Below are 20,511 nucleotides of genomic sequence, written 5' to 3' on the forward strand. Positions count from 1 at the left end.
TGATGGAGAGATACAATGGATTTCAGGCAATTATATTACTTTAAAGAAATTGTGAAGCAAGGAAGCATTTCTAAAGCAGCAGAAGTGCTCCATATCGCGCAGCCCCCGCTTAGCCAATTATTAAAAAAGCTTGAAACTGATCTTGACACAACTTTAATTCATCGATATCGTCAAAAATGGGAGCTTACAGCAACAGGTGAAATACTATACCAATATGCCAATCAAATGTTAATGCAAATTCAAGATGTAAAGCAGCAAATTCAAGAAATTGAACAAGGTATAGGCGGAACAGTAAATATCGGTGTATCGTCTACATGTTCGAATATGCTCATTGACTATGTTAGTACGTTTAGAACACAATACCCTAATGTCAAAATAAAAATAGTAACTGGAAATTCAGAAGAATTATTAAAAAAACTAGAACAAAGAGAAATTGATGTTGCCTTACTTTTACGATTGGGCAATAGTGAACAATATGAGATGAAAATATTAAAAAAACAACCAACCGCTGTGATTATTCCATCAAGTTGGGCAACATCGTTTTCATCACAGCATGTGACGATTGAACAGATTGCCCAGTTCCCATTCATTATGCTAGGAGCAATGGAAGGACTCTCCTTCAATGAAGACCTTTTCAAGGTGTTTGATGAACATCAAGTCAAGCCAAATATCATTATCGAGTGTAAAGATATAAGGATGGTTGTAGCACTTGTTAGTAGAGGACTAGGATTATCCGTTATTCCAAGAATGGATTACACATCATCATTTTTAGAACATACAACGCTTTTTGAATTGAAACAATTTGATTTTCATTTAGAACCTGTAATAGTAAAATTAAAAAATCAAAGAATTTCCAAAGTAGCATCTCAATTTTGGGAAATGGTTGATTAGGAGATATGAACAAAGCAAAAATAGCCTTCAATCAAGTAATAAAGACATCTTACGAAAAATTGAGCCGGGATAAAAAGTTCTTTACTTGAGGAAGTTTCAAAACTGGCTGTAGCTTACACCGATGTTTATAAAAAGTTATAGAGCATTTCTTTGAATGAGGAATGCTTTTTGTTTTTGCTTGGAATAAAAATATACAACAAAAATATTATCTTAAATAATAAAAATTTATTGTAAAACGATAAAATTTATATTAAAATCAAAATCAGAATAAAAAAGCGAGTTGCTTTTTATGGAAAAGGTAACAACGTTGTTTTTTTAGAGGAGGTAAAAATATGAACAGTCACAATTTGATTATTGAAAATATGGATAACCCTCATGAGTTGGAGAGAATGTATAGAAAAGACCCGAAAGCTTTTAAAAAGTCATTCTTACAAGCATGGGAACAAAATCCGGATTCTCAGGTTTTGGGTATTTGGTATGAAAGATTACATTTCAAGGAGAAGGGAAATACAAGAAAGCCCTCCTTGATTCAAAAGGGTTTCTTATTCATGGGCATGTTAGCTATTCTAGCCGGATTAAGCACCAGAATCATTTTCCACTTTGTCGAACAGGAAGCAATTGCTCCGATTAATCTGGCTTTTGGTATAATCCCTTTTATTGCTGCCTATTTTGTTTACAATAATACTCCGAACAAAAATATTATTTATTTTCTTGCAGCGTTGTTCCTAATTTCTGGGCTTTATCTTAATATGCTGCCATTAAATGATAAAGACAGTATGATCCTTGCTTATTTACACCTTCCTATATTCTTATGGGTATTGGTAGGGCTTGCGTTTACAGGAAATGAATATTCAAAAGGCAGTACAAGGTTAGCTTATATTAAATTTAATTTGGAATATTGTATTCTTTACGCCAGCATGGCAGTTAGCGGAATGATACTAGCAGTATTCACCATGCGGTTATTTAGTTTTGTTGACTTGGATATAGGAGAGTTCTATTTTAGTAATGTTGTTTTATTTGGTGCTGCCGCTCTCGCTATTGTGGCTGCATACTTAGTATCAATGAATCTTAAGTTTGCTAAAAATATTACCCCCTATATAGCTAAAATTTTTAGTCCGCTTGTCCTGATCACCTTGTTGATCTATCTTATAACGGTTATATGGGTTGGGAAAAATCCATTTTTGGACCGCAATTTCTTGATGGTCTTCAACGGAATACTTCTTGTTGTATTGGCTGTTACTATATTTTCCATTGTTGAGAGCGACTCAGATGAGAAAAAGAACATTTCAGATTATATAAATTTTGTCTTAATTGTTCTTGCGCTTATTATTGATAGTGTGGCTTTGTCAGCTATCGTGTTCAGACTTTCTTCCTATGGTATTACGCCTAATAGACTTGCTGTTTTAGGAGTAAATATACTGATTTGGGCAAATCTAATTTGGATTATGCTCTCTTATATGCGTTTTCTACAAAATAAATCCGGACCTTTACCTATCCAAGATGCCGTTACGAAGTATTTGCCAATCTACGGACTTTGGGCAGCGTTCGTTATATTTACTTTTCCTATCATTTTTAATTAAAAAGGATCTGTTAATGTAACGAAAAGTCAATCTTCTATAACGTATAAAATTTTTAGAGCCGATAATTCAATTTTGCATTTATATAATTTCTCGACAATAAAAAAACGTCCCAAAGTGGGACGTTTTTTTATTATGCGTATTGCCGTTTTTTCTTAATAAGTAACAACACTTGTGAAACAAAAGCAAGTACTGGTAACTCAATTAACGGTCCAATAACAAGTGCAAGTGCGATAAGAGGCTCGTCTGGAAAAGCAGTCACAGCAATAGCGAGCGCAACAGGCGAGTTTCTTGCTAATGTTGTTAAGCTTAAACTTACTGTATCTTTATAAGATAAATGCAGGATACGCCCGATAAATTGTCCTAGTAAAAAATTAATGATGAAGAACAATAGAACGGGAATGAGTAATAATAAAACAACATTCATATTTTGAAGTAAATATTTACCTTGTGATGCAAACATCGCTACAATTGCTAAACTTAAAAATACAATTTGAGCAGAGCTGAAAAACGGAATGATTTTATTCTCGAGTGTTTCAGCGTTTTTCATTTTATTCATAATGAATTTTGTAGCATGTGCAAGTAAAAATGGTAAGACGATAACGATTACGATACTTTCTATTAGAATAGAAACCGCTACAGTCTTCATTACACCGGCAAATAAAAATAAATAAACAGGTAGCAATAATACTTGTAAAATTAAGTTTACAGGCAAAATCGCTGTGGAAAGCGCTACGTTTCCTTTCGCTATTTCAGTAAATATTAAGTACCAATCTGTACATGGAGTAACCATTAACATTATAAACCCAACCCAAAGTGCTGGGTGATCTGAAAGAAATAATGCACCTAATCCCCAAGCGAGGAAAGGCGTCCATAAAAAATTAATGGTAAGGCTTGTTCCTGCAAATTTTAAATTGCGAAATCCGTTTTTAATCTCTTTCAATGGGATGCTGAGGAATAATCCATATAACATGAAAAATAAGAAGGGGACAATAAATTTGTCTGAATACATATGTATGATATTAAATTGTCCGAGTACAATGCCGCATGTAACAGCAAATAGAATAATAAAAGTTTGAATCTTTTCTATAGTGCTCATGAATAAATCCTTTCTAAATATGAATTTCCCTCTCTAAGTTAATTATACAAGTAATAAAGTAGTATTTGGTGTATTATTATTATTTTCAATTCGAGACTTTATTTTTTATTAAAAGTTACTTGACTAAAGTAAGCAACTATATTACAATCACTTACATAAGGTAATTAAATAACAAAAAGTTATAGATTCCTGAAATGAAGGTCTCTATTCGAACTTTTTCTTAGAATAAGAATTTTTATGATGATGAATAATGAATATGAAAAGAAAGATTAGGTGAAGAAAATGGGACTATTTAGCTCATTATTTGGTAAAAAAGAAGAAATTACGAAAGTAGAGGAGAATAAAACAATGTCAAAAGTATTATTTGTAAAAGCAAACGATCGTCCAGCGGAGCAAGCAATTAGTTCAAAAATGTATGAAACATTTGTAAGTACTTATAAAGAAGCGAACCCAAATACAGAAATTACAGAGTTAGATTTATTTGCATTAGATCTTCCTTATTACGGAAATATCGCAATTTCAGGTGGATATAAACGCAGTCAAGGAATGGAGTTAACAGCTGAAGAAGAGAAGGCTGTAGCAACAGTAGATCAATATTTAAATCAGTTTTTAGAAGCTGATAAAGTTGTATTTGCGTTCCCATTATGGAACTTCACAGTACCCGCACCATTAATCACATATATTTCATACCTTTCTCAAGCTGGAAAAACGTTTAAATATACAGCAAATGGTCCGGAAGGTTTAGCTGGTGATAAGAAAGTAGTTGTACTAGGTGCTCGTGGTTCAGATTATTCTTCAGAGCAAATGGCTCCTATGGAAATGGCGGTTAATTATGTAACAACTGTACTTGGATTCTGGGGAATTACAAATCCAGAAACAGTGGTAATTGAAGGACACAATCAATATCCAGATCGCTCACAACAAATTGTTGAAGAAGGTTTAGAAAACGTTAAAAAAGTAGCTGCGAAATTTTAATTACTGATAGTAAATGGAAAAACCAACATGGATGACCATGTTGGTTTTTTAGTCTATATTCTATGTTAAAAAATGTATATTCATAAAATAAAAGAAAAGTTTGAAAATAGTATTGCAAAATATTATATAGAGAATTATAATAAGTTCAAGAATAGTTGATACTTAAATTAAATATTCAGAAAATTCAATTAGTTAAAATTGGAAAATGAGATAAGGAAATTTGAATGGGGGTTATATTATGGCGAATAAAGTACCGTTTTCGTTCATAGTAGTTATTGGATTAATGTTATTTGCACTATTTTTTGGAGCCGGAAATTTAATTTTCCCAGCTATGCTAGGTCAATCGGCAGGAGAGAATGTATGGATTGCTAACGCTGGATTTTTAGTAACAGGTGTTGGATTACCATTACTAGGTGTACTAGCATTTGGTTTTTCGGGTAAAGATGATTTACAGTCATTAGCAAGTCGTGCTCACCCAGTATTCGGGATTGTGTTTACAACAGTTTTATACTTAGCAATCGGTCCGTTATTTGCAATACCAAGAACGGGTAATGTTTCTTATGAAATTGGTCTTAAGCCTTTTATGCCAGAAGGATTAGGTTCTACACCTTTAATTCTTTTCACAATTATATTCTTTAGCATCACTTGTTTTTTTTCGCTAAATCCTGCGAAAATTGTCGATATTGTTGGAAAAATATTAACGCCAATTAAATTGACATTCATCGGTATTTTAGTAATCGTTGCTTTTATTCATCCAATTGGAGATATGCAAGCACCAGTGGAAGGGTATACATCACATGCATTCTTTAAAGGATTCCAAGAAGGATACTTAACAATGGACACGCTTGCATCATTCGTATTCGGAATCATCATCATTAATGCAATTAAAGAAAAAGGTGCGAAAACGAAAACACAGATTATGGTCGTTTGTGCAAAAGCGACAATCATTGCAGCATCTATTTTAGCAATTATTTATACAGCACTTTCTTATATGGGAGCTTCAAGTGTTGCGAAGCTTGGACATTTAGAGAACGGCGGAGAAGTATTAGCGAAAGTTTCTAATTACTATTTCGGATCATATGGTGGAGTATTATTAGGATTAATGATTACAGTTGCTTGTTTGACAACTAGTGTGGGACTTGTATCAGCATGTTCTTCATTCTTCCATAAGTTATTCCCAAATATTCCTTATAAAGCAATTGCAATCACGCTATGTGTATTTAGTGCAATTGTTGCAAACGTAGGATTAACACAATTAATCGCAGTTTCTGTTCCAGTATTAACAGCAATTTATCCACTAGCAATCGTATTGATTTTCTTAACATTCTTCCATTCATTATTCAAAGGAAGAGCTGAAGTTTATCAAGTGAGCTTAATCGTAACATTTATCATCAGCTTATTCGATGGATTAAGTGCAGCTGGAGTTAACATTGAAGTAGTAAGCCAAGTGTTCACTAAATTCCTTCCGATGCAGGAAGTAGGATTAGGCTGGATCTTCCCAGCGATTATCGGTGGATTTATCGGATATGGCATTAGCGTTTTAAAAGTGAAAAACCAAGTTCAACCAGCAACTAGAGCGGATAAGAAAATAGGTTAAATAAAAAAAGTTATAGAACTTGTTTCTATAGCTTTTTTTGTTACTATTAATAATGAGAAAAAATAAAGTAGTAGGGGAAATAAAATGAAAAAAACAATTGATCATATCGGAATCGCAGTTCGTGATATAGATAGTACGATACGTTTTTATGAACAGGTTCTATCAGGGAAATTAATAGATCGTTACGTAAGTGAAGCACCAGGTGTGGAAAGTGAAGTTGCTATTATAGAAGTGGATGGAGATAGAATTGAACTACTTGCACCGACGAATAATACGACGTCGCCAATAGCACGCTTTATAAAACAAAAAGGGAAAGGTGTTCACCACGTTGCGTATCGTGTCGATGATTTAGATGTGGCTTTAGAAGAATTAAAAGAACAAGGTATTCGAACATTAGAGCATACACTTCGAATGAATAAACATGGTAGACGATTAATTTACCTGAACCCAGCGGATACAGAAGGAACGATTATTGAGTATTGTGATTATCCGGAAGAAAAATAGAAGAAGGATATTTTTTAAAAGGTGTTACGTTATTACGTAACACCTTTTAATTTATCTCGCTATTTGTAGGAGTCTTACTGCCCGTAAAAGCTCTATTGGTGAGGGCTAATTAAAGTTTCACTTTATGTATTTCACATTTTCTTCACAAATGATTCACGAGAACTTTTCTTCTTAAGGAACTTACATAAATATATTTTATGATATAATTACAATCGACTTTAAAAATATAAGTTGTTTTAATTAGGGTAGTTACTATTATATTAGTAGTTTAAAAGCGGGGAGAAAGTAAGTATTATATAGCATGGAAATTTATACTTAATCAGGTTAATATTTCGTCAGAAAATCAAACTAGGAAGTATAAAGTAATGAAAGTTTAGCGATGAAGAAGAAAGAAGTGAAATGAGTGTGAAAGTAATGAGAAGGTTAGGGGCATGGCTAGTAATAGCATGTGTGCTTATTATATTGATACCAAAAAGCGCGTCTGCTCATGCATATGTTGTGAAATCAAATCCTGTTGAAAATGAAACGTTGAAGAAAGCACCAACTGTCGTGAAAATCGAATTTGATGAGGATATACAAGTTTCACATTTTAATACATTGTTTGTAAGAGATACCTCAGGTAAAAGAGTAGATTTAAAGGATGCTCATATTGATAAAAGAAACAAAAAACTATTAGAGGCAGGGGTAAAAGAGAATCTTAAAGACGGTCTCTATTCTATTCAATGGAAAGCTATTTCAGCTGATGGACATCCAATTCAAGGAGTTATTCCGTTCCAGATTGGGTTAGCTGAAGCGGGAGCAGATGATGTACAAGTAGAAGAGATGGGGTATGTCCCGCAAATCGATATGATTATGGAACGCGGGGTTCTATATACAAGTTTCTCACTATTTTTAGGAGTTCTATTCTTTAATCTTATTATATATAAAGGGGATGCAATAGAAGTTCACTCAAGGAGTAAGAGAATAATATGGATATCATTAATAGGTATATTCATTAGCTTACTATGCAATCTACCATTGCAAGCGAAAATAAATGCTGATGTTTCGTGGTTAGAAGCATTTGATCCACTATTATTAAAAGAAACATTGCAACTATCTGTTTTTGGTTATGTATGGATCACTCAAATGGCTCTTATTAGTGTGCTTATCATTGTTACTTATTTTGCGTTGAAGCGTGAGAAACTTTCATCGTTTAAAGTATGGAGCATTCCAATATTACTTTTTATTGGGTTACTCGTTATGAAAGCCTTTAATAGTCACGCATTTGGTTTGAAGTTTAAAGACATTGCTGTCGTTATGGACTTTCTACATTTATTCGCAGCTTCGTTATGGGTTGGCGGTCTATCATCGATTATTCTTCTTTTACGTAAAGAGGATGAGAAGTGGACGAAGTATTGGGATGCAATTAAGCGTTTTTCACCATGGGCAACAGGTGCTGTCATAGTCATTGTATTAACGGGTCTTTTTAACAGTACATTTTTTATTCCCACGATTCATTCCCTATTTGATACGAAGTATGGATTAGCATTATTAGCAAAGATACTTTTATTCGTTTTCATGGGGATATTGGGAATTATTCATTATGTGAAAGGGAAAATGCGAGCCCGACAAGGATTAGGCGCTACGCTGAAAGTAGAGTTGATCATTGGAATTATCGTTTTCATAATCGTAGCTTTTATGACAAACGTACAAACACCGCCGATGCCTCCTACTGGACCTTTTACAGAGAGTAAACAATTAGATAATGGATATGAACTTACTTTACATGTAAGCCCTAATAAGGTAGGACAGAATACATTTCATATTACTTTGAAGGATGAGAATGGACAGCCTGTTACTAATATGGAACAAATTGTATTGACGACTCAATCGTTAGATATGAATATGGGTAAAGGTTCATTTAAAGTTTCAGCAATTTCACCGGGAGAATATGAAGCGGAAGGTATGTATATTAACATGACAGGCAACTGGAATATACAAGTTCACGGATTAACAAAATCTCTTGATAGCTTTGATACGGATTATAAATTTATTGTAGGTGGCAGATAAAGAGAAGGTATAGATAAAAAGGAGCTAATAGAAAATGAAACGTATAAAAAAATTAGGAACAACAATGATCGCAACAATAATTGCAATGGGAATTTTTTCGTTACCTGTAAGTGCGCACGTCACTGTGAAGCCAGCAACTTCGGATGTTAACTCTTGGGAGACTTACACGATAAAAGTACCAGTTGAAAAGAATGTAGCAACGACAAAAGTTACATTGAAAATACCGTCCGGCGTTGAGTTTCAACAGTATGAACCAGTGCCAGGGTGGAAAGTGGAAGAGCAAAAAGATAATGCTGGAAAAGTGAAAACTGTAGTATGGGAAGCAACAGGAGAAGGGATTTTATCTGGTCAGTTCCAGCGATTTACTTTCGTTGCTAAAAACCCAGATCAAGAACAAAAGATAGCCTGGGATGCGTATCAACAATATAAAGACGGAGAAATTGTTGAATGGACAGGCGATGAGAAAGCTGAAAAACCGCATTCAGTTACTACAATTGCAAAAGGTACGTCCTTAACTGGAGAACATGGAGAAGTATCTAGTGTGGTAAAAAATGAAGGTACAAGTAATATGCAAGCAATAGCAATTGTGTTATCAGTTTTAGCGATTGTATCTTCGGTAGGTACGTTTGTTTTTGTAGTACGTCGTAAAAAGTAAGGTATAAGAAAGAGCCTACAAATAGTAGGCTCTTTTTCACGTTTATTTATTTCACTTCAACTTGCTGCCCTACAGCAAGTGTTTTCGGCTTTATATTTACAAAGCAAATACTCACGACAATAAATAATAGACCGATAAACAAGCTCATTGTAATGGCCTCATGTAAGAAAACTGAACTTACAATAATAGCGATAAGAGGGATAAGGAACGTATAAGCTCCAACTTTACTTGCTTCACCAGCTCCAACAAGTGTGAAGTAAGCGAGCCATCCCATTGCAATAACAAAGAACGAAATAAAGAGTAGCACACTAACAAATGGCATACTCCAAGCGATACTAGACCAGCTTTCAAACTCTGATCCAAATCCGACTAAGCAAAGACCTCCAATAATAAGCTGAAGTGTTACCATCCAAATAGCATTAACGCGGTGCCCGGTTTTTTTAATAAATACTGTACCTAGTGCCCATCCAATCGCACAACCTAATGCGAGAAGGATTCCAATGATAGAAATATGGCCGGTTAAGCTACTAGAGCTAATAACCCCCACGCCAATAAATCCTAGAATTAAACCGAAAATTTTTAAGCCATACATTGATTCTTCAAGCCATATCCACGAGAAAATGCCGAGTAAAACAGGCTGTAGAAATACAATTGCGGAAAATAATCCAGCGGGCATGTATTGAAGACCGACAGTTTGTAGTCCGTAAAAGATAATGATGTTAAGTAAAGAAGAAATAACGTATAAATGCCAAGTTTCTTTTAAATGTAGCTCTTTGTATTTCGGTAATGCGAAAATAAGTAAAATGAATCCCCCAATTAAAGTTCTAACGCCTGCAAATAAAACAGGTGGTGTATAATGCAAGGCAAATTTAGATAAAGGCCAATTAATTCCCCACATAATAACGAGAAAAGTAAGGATTATGGCCGTTTTTGTTCGAGAAAGCTGTGTCACGGTAAGACCTCCTTGTTGTATTTCATTTCACTATGATATGATATCGACTGTGATAAATAAAATGAATCTTTTTTATAAGGGGTATAAGTGATTAGTTATGACCATTACACAACTACAAGTTTTGATTAAAACGGTTGAATTAGGTAGTTTTACGAAAGCAGCAAAAGCACTTAATATGACACAGCCTGCTGTCAGTCATGCCATTTCAAGTATTGAGTCAGAATTAGATATTACGATTCTTATACGTGATAAGAGAGAAGGGTTAATTGTTACTGACGTAGGAGAGAGAATTCTTGTTCATATTAGAGAAATATTGAATGGAATTGAGAAAATTGAGCAAGAAGTTGCGATGGAGAAAGGACACGAAGTTGGGACGATTCGAATTGGGAGTTTTCCGAGCGCTTCTGCACATTTCTTACCCAAAATGATAAACCTTTTTAAGGAGAAGTATCCGAACTTAGAAGTAGTTCTTTGTGAAGGAACGATTAAAGAAGTTGAAGATTGGTTAGTATCGAGGGTTATTGATATAGGAATTGTTATTTTGCCTAATAAAGATATGGAGATTGTTCCATTAGCGAAGGGGAAAATGGTTGTTATCTTAAGAGAGGATCATCCTCTCTGTAAGAAGGACGCTATTACAATTAGTGATTTAGAGAATGAACCGATCATATTATGTAAGGGTGGATACGAACCACCCATTATTGATATGTTTAAACAAGCAAACGTACCACTTCGGGCTGAGTATGTAATTTCGACAGTTACTACAGCTTTAAATATGATTCAAGAAGGATTAGGCATTGCAATATTGGCTGAATTATCTTTAACGAATTTACCAAAAAATGTGCAAACGAGAGAATTGGAACCACAAGTATGGAGAGAAATTGCTTTAGCTGCTCCTTCATTAAAGGATTCTTCAATCGCTGTGCAGCTATTTATTGAAGAATTTCAAGCGCTATTTGCAGAATAAAAAGAGGTGTCTCATATATCATAATGGGACACTTTTTAATTTACTTATAAAAAATCTGTGAAAAGGATTGACTTATTTTTTAGTTGTAACTATAATGATTACATCGAGGTGGTGATGACGATGAAAATTAGTAGCCGCTTTTCTATAGCTGTTCATATTTTATCTATTTTGAGAAACAATCCATCTTCACTTTGTACTTCAGACTATATGGCTGAAAGTGTAAATACAAATCCGGTAGTAATCCGTAAAATTATGTCGTACTTGAAACAAGCTGGATTTGTTTACGTAAATCGCGGGCCAGGTGGTGCGGGATTATTAAAGGATTTACATGAAATCACATTGTTAGATGTGTATCATGCAGTGAACGTAGTCGAAGAAGACAAGCTATTTCATATTCACGAGCAACCGAATCCAGATTGTCCAATTGGGGCGAATATTCAAGTGGTGTTAGAAGTTATATTAATTCAGGCACAATCCGCGATGGAAGAAGTTTTGAAAAATATTTCGATGGGGCAGTTGTTTGAATCTTTACAAGAGAAAATGAATGCTTAAAATATTATCTATATTTTTTTATTATTGATGTAACTATATCGATTACAACTATGAAGGTAAGGTGTAAAAATTATGACTGTAAAAATGAAAGTATACTCAGACTTTATATGTCCGTTTTGTTTTTTAGCAAAAGGTCCATTAGATGAGGTAGTGAAAGAGAAAGATGTAGAGATTGAATGGATGCCATTTGAATTACGTCCAAGTCCATATTCAAAAATAGACCCATGGAATGAGCCAGAAAAATTAGGTTCATGGGATGCTTTCATTCTTCCGACAGCGAAGAAGTTAGGAATTGATATGCGTTTGCCACGTGTTTCCCCACATCCATATACACATTTAGCTTTCGAAGGATGTCAATTTGCGAAAGAACGTGGACTAGGTAATGAGTATCATCACCGCGTATTCACAGCATTTTTCCAAGAAGAGCAAAACATTGAAGATATTGATGTGTTAACAAAATTAGCGGTAGAAGTAGGACTTCCTGAGGCGGAATTTAAAGATGCTTTAGTAACTCGTAAATATAAAGAAAAGCATCAAGAAGCAATTCAGCACGCATATGATGAAGCGAATATTATGGCTGTTCCAACTGTCATGATTGGAGATGAAGTCATTCAAGGGCTTGCTAGTAAAGAAACACTAGAAAAGGTCATTGATAAAGAAATTGAAAAGGATAAAACAAATTCATTTGAAGGTGTGCAATGTAATACCGATGGATATTGCTAATTCGCTTGTTATGAAATAACAAAATAAATAATAAAACAAATATTTGGAGGAATTAAAATGTCAGCAACTACAACAAATTTAAAAGAAGCAATCGTGAACCGTTGTTCAATTCGTAAAGTAACAAAAAACGATGCGATTACGAAAGAAAGAATTGAAGAAGTGTTAAAAACAGCTTTACACGCACCAACATCTTTTAATATGCAAAGTGGCCGTATGGTTGTATTAATGGATGGAGAGCATGAAAAGTTTTGGGATATCGTAAAAGAAACGCTTAGATCACGCGTACCAGCAGAAAACTTTGAAGCGACTGTAGAAAGACTAAAAGGTTTCCATACAGGTGTAGGTACAGTTTTATTCTTTGAAGACCAAGCAACTGTAGAAAAAATGCAAGAAAATGCACCGTTATATAAAGATCAATTTCCATTCTGGTCTCATCAAGGTAATGCAATGTTACAACATACTGTGTGGATGCTATTATCTGCTGAAGGAATTGGCGCATCACTGCAACATTACAACCCAATCGTAGATGCTGAAGTAAAAGAAACTTGGAACATTCCAGCAGAGTGGAGCTTAGTAGGTCAAATGCCATTTGGTGAACCAAATGAACAGCCAGCAGAAAGAACATTCTTACCTACTGAAGATGTAGTGAAATTTTATTAAGAAATACAATATGTAACGAGAAGGAAGCTGTGCTTAGAAACAGCTTCCTTTTTTGTATTAGTGTTAATTTATGAGCATTTAGGGAAGGAATATAACAAATAGTCAGGTGAGAAAGGAAGTAGGAAAATGAATGACGAGAAAAAATATACAGTGGTAGGTACTGATGTCGAGGAAGTAAAACGTTTAAATAAAAATTCAGGATTAACGTATAATCAAGTGAAAGAAATGTTAGCGAAGCAAATGCAAAAAAAGAAGTGATTAGATTGAAATCATTCATTTTTTCATTTAACATTTTGATTGGAGAGAGTTAAGTAAAAGGTAACTCTCTTTTTTTTATAACTGAGCAACTGTAAGAGTGGAGGAAGCAACATGAAAAAGTGGGTAAAGATAACGTTGTCTATCGCCGGAGGTATTGTCCTATTGGTATGTGCCGGTGGATATTACGTGTATAAAAATTATTTTCCAAAGGAACCAGAGCGTATTGTATATGATAAAGACAGAGTGTTAAAGCCGATACATAAGCAGCTTAAAGGAATCAACATAGATAATGTAAAGATAAAAGAAAAAGCAGTTGTAAATGCAACTGTGGATGAACTTCAAAATATGGTCGATGATGGAAAATTATCATATGAAGAATTAACGAGTATTTATCTCTTTAGAATACAAGAACATGACCAAAATGGAATATCATTAAATGCTGTTACAGAGATTAATCCAAATGCAATAGAGCAAGCACGAAAGTTAGATAAAGAGAGGTCGTTAAATAAGAAATCGAACTTATACGGCATTCCTGTCATCGTAAAAGATAATGTACAAACTGCAAAAGTGATGCCGACAAGCGCAGGCACTTTTGTATTAAAAGATTGGGTTGCAGATGAAGATGCGACGATTGTGCAGAAGTTGAAAGAAGAGGGGGCATTAGTTTTAGGTAAAGCAAATATGTCTGAGTGGGCGAATTATTTATCTTTTACAATGCCAAGTGGATATAGTGGGAAGAAAGGGCAAAATTTAAATCCGTACGGTCCAATTACATTTGATACATCAGGATCGAGTTCGGGGTCTGCTACAGTGGTTGCGGCAGATTTTGCACCGCTTGCAATTGGGACAGAAACGACGGGATCTATTGTCGCACCAGCGACGCAGCAATCTGTAGTTGGGTTACGTCCATCGTTAGGTATGGTTAGCAGAACTGGCATTATCCCATTAGCTGAAGCACTTGATACTGCAGGGCCAATGGCAAGAACGGTAAAAGACGCGGCAACGTTATTTAATACAATGGTAGGTTATGATGAAAAAGATGCTATGACAGAAAAAATGAAAGATAGAGATAGAATAGATTATACGAATGATTTATCAATAGATGGATTAACAGGAAAAAAGATAGGGATTCTTTTTTCTGTAGATCAACAAGATGAAAATAGAAAAGCAGTAGCAGAAAAGATTAGAAAAGACATTCAAGATGCCGGTGCGATATTGACTGATGATATTCAGTTAAGTAGCGAGGGTGTAGATAATCTGCAAACATTAGAATATGAGTTCAAACATAATGTTAACGACTATCTTTCGAAGCAAAAAAATGTGCCTGTAAAATCGTTAGAAGAGATTATAGTGTTTAATAAAAAAGATAGTAAAAGAAGAATGAAATATGGACAAACATTAATTGAGGGCTCTGAAAAATCTGCTATAACGAAAGATGAATTTGAAAAAGTAGTTCAAACGAGTCAAGAAAATGCAAGGAAAGAGCTAGATAAGTATTTAGTAGAAAAAGGATTGGATGCTTTAGTCATGATTAATAACGATGAAGTTCTTTTATCAGCTGTAGCTGGTTATCCTGAATTAGCGGTACCAGCAGGTTATGATAAAAATGGAGAGCCAGTAGGTGTTGTATTTGTCGGGAGGCAGTTTGGTGAAAAAGAACTTTTCAATATTGGATATGCGTATGAACAACAGTCTAAAAATAGACGTTCTCCTAAAATATAGAATTTAAAAATAGTTTTTAGGAAAGGATTAGATAAAAAATCAGACATTAAAAAAGAAAAAAAGGATTCTTCCAAATTAGTAAGAAAGATTGTCTATAGAAGTTCATAAAATGTAATAGTATTACAATGAATACGTTCGTTTTGTAATATATCAAATTTCCATCCATAGAAGGGGGAGGTTAAATCTTAATGAATGAAGTGAAAAATTTTTTTCGAAGTAGAGGGTTTCAACGGTTTATCGTTTTAATAATATTAGCGTTTGTATTATATGGATTAAAAAGTATGATCAATTTAATATTAATTACGTTTATACTGACATTTTTAATGGATCGGTTTCAACGTTTTATTTCAAAGAAATTGAAAGTGAATCGAAAAATTGTTATCGCATGTTTGTATATAATATTAGTTTCCTTTATCGGCACGACATTGTATAAATATTTGCCTGTGCTAACGATACAAATTTCACAATTGATTTATCAATTTAAACTGTTTTTTCAAAATCCACCGGATAATGAGATCATTAAATATGCACTTTCGACAATTAATGGAATGGAAGTATCAAAATATATAGAACAAGGTGTAGACGTCATCTATCAATCGATAGCGAATATAGGAAAGGTGAGTTTACAAATATTATTGTCTCTAATATTAAGCTTATTTTTCTTATTAGAAAAAGAGCGTATTATTACATTTACTTCTAAGTTTAAAGAGAGTAAGCTAAAGATTTTTTATGAGGAGATTGCATATTTTGGTGAAAGGTTTGCAAGGTCGTTCGGTAAAGTAATTGAAGCACAATTTTTAATTGCAGTTGTAAATTGTATCCTGACTGTCATTGCATTAATCGTTTTAGGATTTCCACAGCTTCTCGTATTAGCTGTTATGATTTTCTTATTAGGGTTGATTCCTGTTGCCGGCGTAATCATTTCACTGTTTCCACTTTGTATCATTGCCTATAACGTAGGTGGGGTTATGTACGTTTTGTACATACTAGTGTTCATTACAGTGATTCACGCTCTTGAAAGTTATTTTTTAAATCCAAAATTTATGTCTGCAAAAACGAATTTGCCTGTCTTTTATACATTTATGATTCTCATCTTTTCAGAGCATTTCCTCGGAATATGGGGGCTTATTATCGGGATACCGATCTTTATTTTTTTATTAGATGTACTTGACGTAAATAATGATAAATTGATTAAAAGCAATAAGTGATAGAAATAACCGATGTTGTCTTTTTTGAAAACATCGGTTATTTTTTCTTTGGAGGAGGTAGTTTTATAAATTTATTTGCAATTAAAGCTATAATAACAGCAGCAAAAATAAGCACCGCGATTATGCCAATCCCCAGACCTGCCCATCCTCCTATAAGGAACATACTTATCGGTATTGCTAATAAGCTTAAAATAATAAGGATCAACCCGAGATTCTTATCATATTTTTTAGTTGGAAATAGCGTTCTGATGATTAAAAAGAGAAAAAGTATTAATGACGCTACAGCTAGTAAGAGGATGACAATTGTCCAAGACTCATCCATAAAATCACTCCTTTCTATTATGGATAATATTACGCTTTAGATTGAGGGTGAACAATAAAAATATAAAAAAGCAATCCAATATGAATTGGATTGCTTTTTTGAATGAAATATACGATTAAAGAACGGGAGCCATTGTTTCTTTCAACACTTGAACAGAGTGATCGAATTTTAATTCTTCGTCTTCACTTAATTCTACTTCTAAAATTTCACGAACGCCGCCGCGATTTAAAACAGCAGGTACGCCGATATAAACATCTTTTTGACCGTATTGACCTTCTAAGTATGCTGAAACTGTTAATACGCTATTTTCGTCGTTTAAAATAGCTTTTGTAACACGTAGAAGTGACATACCAATACCATAATAAGTTGCACCTTTGCGCTCAATAATATGGTAGGCTGCATCACGAACATTTATGAAAATTTTGTCTAAATCTTCTTGTGTGTATGTGTTGTCTTTATCAAGAAGCGTTTGTAGTTTTTGAATACCAACTGATACGTGACTCCATACTGGAAGTTCTGTATCGCCATGTTCTCCGATAATATAAGCATGAATGTTGTGTGGACCAATGTCGAAGTACTCACCTAACATATAGCGGAAACGAGCAGAGTCAAGCGTTGTACCAGAACCGATTACTCGTTCTTTTGGTAAACCAGATTCTTTCCAAGTAACGTACGTTAAAATATCTACAGGGTTTGTTGCGATTAAGAAGATGCCATCAAATCCGCTATTCATAATACTGCGAACGATTTGTTTAAAGATTTTAGCGTTTTTCTCAACTAAATCTAAACGTGTTTCACCTGGCTTTTGTGGTAATCCAGCTGTAATGACTACAAGATCAGCATCTTTACAATCTTCGTAGCTACCTTTCCATACTCTAGTTGGAGCTGGTGCAAATGGAACAGCGTGACTTAAATCCATTGCTTCTCCTTCAGCTTTTGCTTCATTTACATCAACTAAAACAAATTCTTCAGCTACAGCTTGGTTAATCATGCAGTAAGCATAGCTACATCCAACTGCACCTGTTCCTACTAATACAACACGGTTAATACCTTTTTTCATTTCACAATTCCTCGCAATTTCATTGATTTTATTATGTAAGATAATACGTCCTACTTCTATAGATTCATATCTAGTTTATTACATTTTATGAAAGATATTCAAGTATTTGAAAATGTATCTGTTCAAATTTGCGAACAAAACATAGGAATTCAGTTAACTGAATATAATTCAGTAAAATCCTTTTTAAAAGGGGAAATGGTATGGGGAATCCATTATCGATGGAACAAATGCTTCAAATTGTTCATGAAGGGCTTGCCAAAACGAATAACCCCAAACAAATTACAGTTGCCGGTGCAGGGATTTCTGGATTAGTTGCAGGTTCTTTATTAAAAGAGGCTGGACATGAAGTAACGATTATAGAAGCAAATAACAGAATAGGTGGCAGGGTGTATACGATTCGTGAACCGTTTAGTGCGGGTTTATACTTTAATGCAGGACCGATGAGAATTCCTGATACGCATGAGTTAACTTTAGCGTATATTCGTAAATTTAAACTACCGTTAAACCTTTTTATAAATAAAACTTTTGCAGATATCATTTATACGAATCATATTCAAACGAGATTGAATGTGTTTGAAAATGATCCAAGTATACTTGAATATCCGGTTTTGGATAAAGAAAGAGGAAAAACGGCAGAAGAGCTAATGCTTGAGGTATTAGAACCAATACTAAATTATATTAAGAAGGATCCTAATAAAAACTGGTTTATCGTTGAAAAAAAGTATAAAACGTATTCGCTTGGTTCATTTTTAATGGAGTATTATTCGGATGGAGCAATAGATATGATTGGTGTACTTCTTGATATGGAAGCATATATGGGAATGTCTTTAATTGAAGTATTACGGGAAATGATTTTTTTTACTTCAACGGCGAAATATTACGAGATAACGGGCGGGATGGATGCATTACCAAATGCATTTTTGCCACAGCTAAAGGATAATATTTTTATGTCCTATAAAGTAGAAAAAATAATACAAGAAGATAATAAAGTGATGCTGCAAGTAAACCATGAACAAACGTTAGATCCATTTACAATAACAAGTGATATTGCTATTATCACAATTCCGTTTTCGGCGTTACGATTTGTAGAAGTTCAACCATTTCATTTATTCACTTATTTTAAAAGACGAGCAATTCGTGAATTAAATTATATTGCTGCAACTAAAATTGCGATAGAGTTCAAAAGTAGATTTTGGGAAAGAGTCGGGCAGTATGGTGGGAAATCTATTACGGATTTACCGATACGTTTTACATATTATCCGAGCTATGGCATTCAGTCACCAGGGGCAGCTATCGTTATAGCAAGTTATACGTGGGCGGATGAGGCTTTAACATGGGATAGTCTCCCGCATAGAGAGCGTATTCGTTACGCATTGAAAAATTTAGCGCAAATATATGGGAATGTAGTCTATAGTGAGTTTATAACAGGGGAATCTTTTAGCTGGAGTAAGAATACGTATTCTTGCGGAGCATTTACAGCTTTTGAACCAGGCCAAGAGCTAGAATTATTTCCTTATATTGCGTCGCCGGCTGGAAACGTACACTTTGCAGGAGAACATACAACGTTGACACATGGGTGGATGCAGGGAGCGATTGAGTCTGGAATTAGAGTTGCTCATGAAGTAAATGAAAAGTGAAGATAAGATATATTTACAAATTGTTATTCTTTTAATAAAATGATAAATATAAATCGTAATTATTACGCTTTGAATACGTTTGAAATAAAGAAATGGATGGTTGATCAAATGAATAAAGTGGAAATTCATATATTAGGTGGTTTTTTAGGTAGTGGAAAATCAACATTATTACAAAATTTATTATTAGCGGAGAAGAAGAAGAATAGAAAAGTTGCTGTTTTAATGAATGAAATTGGTGAATACTCAGTAGATACAGATATTATTGGTAAAGAGAATGTATTAAGAGAATTACTAAAAGGATGTATTTGTTGTACGTTAAAGGAAGAACTTGAAATACAATTGCATTCATTATATCAGCAAGAAAGACCAGATGTAATTTACATAGAAACAACAGGCGTCGCACATCCAATTGAAGTGTTAGATGCATGTGTATCACCAATTTTAGCACCTTTCTTAGAAGTGAAATCAATTGTAGTCGTTTTAGATGCAGTAAGATGGTTAAATCGAAGTATATTAAGTGCAAATGTGCAACAGTTACTGCATGAGCAAATGAAATTTAGTAGTCACCTTCTTATTAATAAATCAGATTTACTAACAGAAGAAGATAAGAACAAAGTACTTGAAGAAGTGAAAGCAATAAATAATCATGCGAAATTGTTTGAAACAAAATATTGTAATATATCTTTAGATGATATAGAAGAAGCTGAATTTATGAGTGCTGGGGAACACGAGACACTTCATGTTAAACAGCATTTACATATACAAACGATGACGTATCAATTTACGAAATCGATTGATCAAGACAAATTATATGAATGGCTTTCGAATTTACCAGATAGTATTTATCGAGTGAAAGGTTTTGTGAAATTCCATGGAGATAAATACCCTCATCTATTCCAATATTCGTTTGGCGTACCAACTTTACTGGAGCAAGATTTTGGTTTCCCGACAAACTTGGTAGTAATCGGGGAAGGGCTAGATAAGAAACAATTGGTTGAAGGGTTAGAAAAGGTAGAAAATAATTAAGTGCTTTTTATGTAGGCTGCAATAATTAACTTAAGTTAATTATTGCAGCTTTTTTCGTGATGAATACTGTAATGAAA

The 20,511-nt window shown here is 34.0% G+C and carries 20 protein-coding genes; 16 read left to right on the forward strand and 4 right to left on the reverse strand.

The features are described 5' to 3' along the window. Positions 1 to 15 precede the first annotated feature (15 nt). Together JDS81_RS25150 and JDS81_RS25155 are read left to right on the forward strand one after the other, a co-directional pair. Complete coding sequence (locus JDS81_RS25150) at positions 16 to 891, forward strand: LysR family transcriptional regulator (protein WP_097953291.1); 876 nt, start codon at positions 16 to 18, stop codon at positions 889 to 891. A gap of 332 nt (positions 892 to 1,223) precedes the next feature. Next, the gene (locus tag JDS81_RS25155) at positions 1,224 to 2,471 is read left to right on the forward strand and encodes a DUF4153 domain-containing protein (protein ID WP_097953292.1); all 1,248 of its coding nucleotides are present in this window, start codon (positions 1,224 to 1,226) and stop codon (positions 2,469 to 2,471) included. A gap of 130 nt (positions 2,472 to 2,601) precedes the next feature. Here the strand turns inward: JDS81_RS25155 and JDS81_RS25160 are convergent, their stop codons facing one another. Then, a complete protein-coding gene (locus JDS81_RS25160) occupies positions 2,602 to 3,567 on the reverse strand; it encodes an arsenic resistance protein (protein WP_000103794.1) in 966 nt (321 codons plus the stop codon). A 282-nt stretch (positions 3,568 to 3,849) separates the two neighbouring features. On the opposite strand from JDS81_RS25160, the gene JDS81_RS25165 reads away from it, so the two are divergent. The 5 genes from JDS81_RS25165 (at position 3,850) to JDS81_RS25185 (ending at position 9,347) form a co-directional block, all read left to right on the forward strand. Beyond that, positions 3,850 to 4,542: an FMN-dependent NADH-azoreductase gene (locus JDS81_RS25165; RefSeq protein ID WP_000522498.1), complete on the forward strand. Its 693-nt coding sequence runs from the start codon at positions 3,850 to 3,852 to the stop codon at positions 4,540 to 4,542. A gap of 238 nt (positions 4,543 to 4,780) precedes the next feature. After that, positions 4,781 to 6,139 (forward strand): branched-chain amino acid transport system II carrier protein, encoded by a 1,359-nt coding sequence (gene brnQ, locus JDS81_RS25170; RefSeq protein ID WP_087970024.1) that lies wholly within the window; start codon positions 4,781 to 4,783, stop codon positions 6,137 to 6,139. 84 nt (positions 6,140 to 6,223) lie between these two features. Beyond that, entirely contained in the window at positions 6,224 to 6,643 is a 420-nt protein-coding gene (locus tag JDS81_RS25175) for a VOC family protein (protein ID WP_000750859.1), read from the forward strand. Between the two features lie 399 nt (positions 6,644 to 7,042). After that, the gene (locus JDS81_RS25180; RefSeq protein ID WP_142312409.1) at positions 7,043 to 8,692 is read left to right on the forward strand and encodes a copper resistance CopC/CopD family protein; all 1,650 of its coding nucleotides are present in this window, start codon (positions 7,043 to 7,045) and stop codon (positions 8,690 to 8,692) included. A gap of 34 nt (positions 8,693 to 8,726) precedes the next feature. Beyond that, the gene (locus JDS81_RS25185; RefSeq protein WP_097953311.1) at positions 8,727 to 9,347 is read left to right on the forward strand and encodes a YcnI family copper-binding membrane protein; all 621 of its coding nucleotides are present in this window, start codon (positions 8,727 to 8,729) and stop codon (positions 9,345 to 9,347) included. Between the two features lie 46 nt (positions 9,348 to 9,393). Here JDS81_RS25185 and JDS81_RS25190 read toward each other — a convergent pair whose 3' ends face one another. Further along, on the reverse strand, positions 9,394 to 10,299 hold the full coding sequence (locus JDS81_RS25190; protein WP_097953312.1) for a DMT family transporter: 906 nt from the start codon (positions 10,297 to 10,299) through the stop codon (positions 9,394 to 9,396). Positions 10,300 to 10,396: 97 nt separating this feature from the next. Here JDS81_RS25190 and JDS81_RS25195 point away from each other — a divergent pair, with 97 nt between their 5' ends. From JDS81_RS25195 to JDS81_RS25220, 7 genes are all read left to right on the forward strand, one after another. Next, on the forward strand, positions 10,397 to 11,266 hold the full coding sequence (locus JDS81_RS25195) for a LysR family transcriptional regulator (RefSeq protein WP_000156755.1): 870 nt from the start codon (positions 10,397 to 10,399) through the stop codon (positions 11,264 to 11,266). A 120-nt stretch (positions 11,267 to 11,386) separates the two neighbouring features. Next, the gene (locus JDS81_RS25200) at positions 11,387 to 11,818 is read left to right on the forward strand and encodes an Rrf2 family transcriptional regulator (RefSeq protein ID WP_097953313.1); all 432 of its coding nucleotides are present in this window, start codon (positions 11,387 to 11,389) and stop codon (positions 11,816 to 11,818) included. Positions 11,819 to 11,890: 72 nt separating this feature from the next. Continuing rightward, complete coding sequence (locus tag JDS81_RS25205; RefSeq protein ID WP_097953314.1) at positions 11,891 to 12,541, forward strand: DsbA family oxidoreductase; 651 nt, start codon at positions 11,891 to 11,893, stop codon at positions 12,539 to 12,541. Positions 12,542 to 12,598: 57 nt separating this feature from the next. Beyond that, on the forward strand, positions 12,599 to 13,201 hold the full coding sequence (locus JDS81_RS25210) for a nitroreductase family protein (RefSeq protein ID WP_097953315.1): 603 nt from the start codon (positions 12,599 to 12,601) through the stop codon (positions 13,199 to 13,201). A gap of 126 nt (positions 13,202 to 13,327) precedes the next feature. Continuing rightward, on the forward strand, positions 13,328 to 13,459 hold the full coding sequence (locus JDS81_RS30785) for a hypothetical protein (RefSeq protein ID WP_000997344.1): 132 nt from the start codon (positions 13,328 to 13,330) through the stop codon (positions 13,457 to 13,459). 111 nt (positions 13,460 to 13,570) lie between these two features. Continuing rightward, entirely contained in the window at positions 13,571 to 15,181 is a 1,611-nt protein-coding gene (locus JDS81_RS25215; protein ID WP_097953316.1) for an amidase family protein, read from the forward strand. 188 nt (positions 15,182 to 15,369) lie between these two features. Beyond that, positions 15,370 to 16,389, forward strand: a complete 1,020-nt coding sequence (locus JDS81_RS25220; protein WP_001006567.1) for an AI-2E family transporter — start codon at positions 15,370 to 15,372, stop codon at positions 16,387 to 16,389. 37 nt (positions 16,390 to 16,426) lie between these two features. Here JDS81_RS25220 and JDS81_RS25225 read toward each other — a convergent pair whose 3' ends face one another. After that, a complete protein-coding gene (locus JDS81_RS25225; protein ID WP_097953317.1) occupies positions 16,427 to 16,711 on the reverse strand; it encodes a YesK family protein in 285 nt (94 codons plus the stop codon). 115 nt (positions 16,712 to 16,826) lie between these two features. Continuing rightward, complete coding sequence (locus JDS81_RS25230) at positions 16,827 to 17,771, reverse strand: L-lactate dehydrogenase (RefSeq protein WP_097953318.1); 945 nt, start codon at positions 17,769 to 17,771, stop codon at positions 16,827 to 16,829. Between the two features lie 200 nt (positions 17,772 to 17,971). On the opposite strand from JDS81_RS25230, the gene JDS81_RS25235 reads away from it, so the two are divergent. Further along, complete coding sequence (locus JDS81_RS25235; protein ID WP_000528020.1) at positions 17,972 to 19,408, forward strand: flavin monoamine oxidase family protein; 1,437 nt, start codon at positions 17,972 to 17,974, stop codon at positions 19,406 to 19,408. 108 nt (positions 19,409 to 19,516) lie between these two features. Then, positions 19,517 to 20,434, forward strand: a complete 918-nt coding sequence (locus tag JDS81_RS25240; protein WP_097953319.1) for a CobW family GTP-binding protein — start codon at positions 19,517 to 19,519, stop codon at positions 20,432 to 20,434. Positions 20,435 to 20,511: the final 77 nt, after the last annotated feature.

Source organism: Bacillus cereus group sp. N31, assembly GCF_016483245.1.
GTDB lineage: Bacteria > Bacillota > Bacilli > Bacillales > Bacillaceae_G > Bacillus_A > Bacillus_A toyonensis.

Coding starts and splice junctions, on each gene's coding strand:
- JDS81_RS25150 (WP_097953291.1), top strand. CDS start 16: ATGGATTTCAGGCAATTATATTACTTTAAAGAAATTGTGAAGCAAGGA.
- JDS81_RS25155 (WP_097953292.1), top strand. CDS start 1,224: ATGAACAGTCACAATTTGATTATTGAAAATATGGATAACCCTCATGAG.
- JDS81_RS25160 (WP_000103794.1), bottom strand. CDS start 3,567: ATGAGCACTATAGAAAAGATTCAAACTTTTATTATTCTATTTGCTGTT.
- JDS81_RS25165 (WP_000522498.1), top strand. CDS start 3,850: ATGGGACTATTTAGCTCATTATTTGGTAAAAAAGAAGAAATTACGAAA.
- brnQ (WP_087970024.1), top strand. CDS start 4,781: ATGGCGAATAAAGTACCGTTTTCGTTCATAGTAGTTATTGGATTAATG.
- JDS81_RS25175 (WP_000750859.1), top strand. CDS start 6,224: ATGAAAAAAACAATTGATCATATCGGAATCGCAGTTCGTGATATAGAT.
- JDS81_RS25180 (WP_142312409.1), top strand. CDS start 7,043: ATGAGTGTGAAAGTAATGAGAAGGTTAGGGGCATGGCTAGTAATAGCA.
- JDS81_RS25185 (WP_097953311.1), top strand. CDS start 8,727: ATGAAACGTATAAAAAAATTAGGAACAACAATGATCGCAACAATAATT.
- JDS81_RS25195 (WP_000156755.1), top strand. CDS start 10,397: ATGACCATTACACAACTACAAGTTTTGATTAAAACGGTTGAATTAGGT.
- JDS81_RS25200 (WP_097953313.1), top strand. CDS start 11,387: ATGAAAATTAGTAGCCGCTTTTCTATAGCTGTTCATATTTTATCTATT.
- JDS81_RS25205 (WP_097953314.1), top strand. CDS start 11,891: ATGACTGTAAAAATGAAAGTATACTCAGACTTTATATGTCCGTTTTGT.
- JDS81_RS25210 (WP_097953315.1), top strand. CDS start 12,599: ATGTCAGCAACTACAACAAATTTAAAAGAAGCAATCGTGAACCGTTGT.
- JDS81_RS30785 (WP_000997344.1), top strand. CDS start 13,328: ATGAATGACGAGAAAAAATATACAGTGGTAGGTACTGATGTCGAGGAA.
- JDS81_RS25215 (WP_097953316.1), top strand. CDS start 13,571: ATGAAAAAGTGGGTAAAGATAACGTTGTCTATCGCCGGAGGTATTGTC.
- JDS81_RS25220 (WP_001006567.1), top strand. CDS start 15,370: ATGAATGAAGTGAAAAATTTTTTTCGAAGTAGAGGGTTTCAACGGTTT.
- JDS81_RS25225 (WP_097953317.1), bottom strand. CDS start 16,711: ATGGATGAGTCTTGGACAATTGTCATCCTCTTACTAGCTGTAGCGTCA.
- JDS81_RS25230 (WP_097953318.1), bottom strand. CDS start 17,771: ATGAAAAAAGGTATTAACCGTGTTGTATTAGTAGGAACAGGTGCAGTT.
- JDS81_RS25235 (WP_000528020.1), top strand. CDS start 17,972: ATGGGGAATCCATTATCGATGGAACAAATGCTTCAAATTGTTCATGAA.
- JDS81_RS25240 (WP_097953319.1), top strand. CDS start 19,517: ATGAATAAAGTGGAAATTCATATATTAGGTGGTTTTTTAGGTAGTGGA.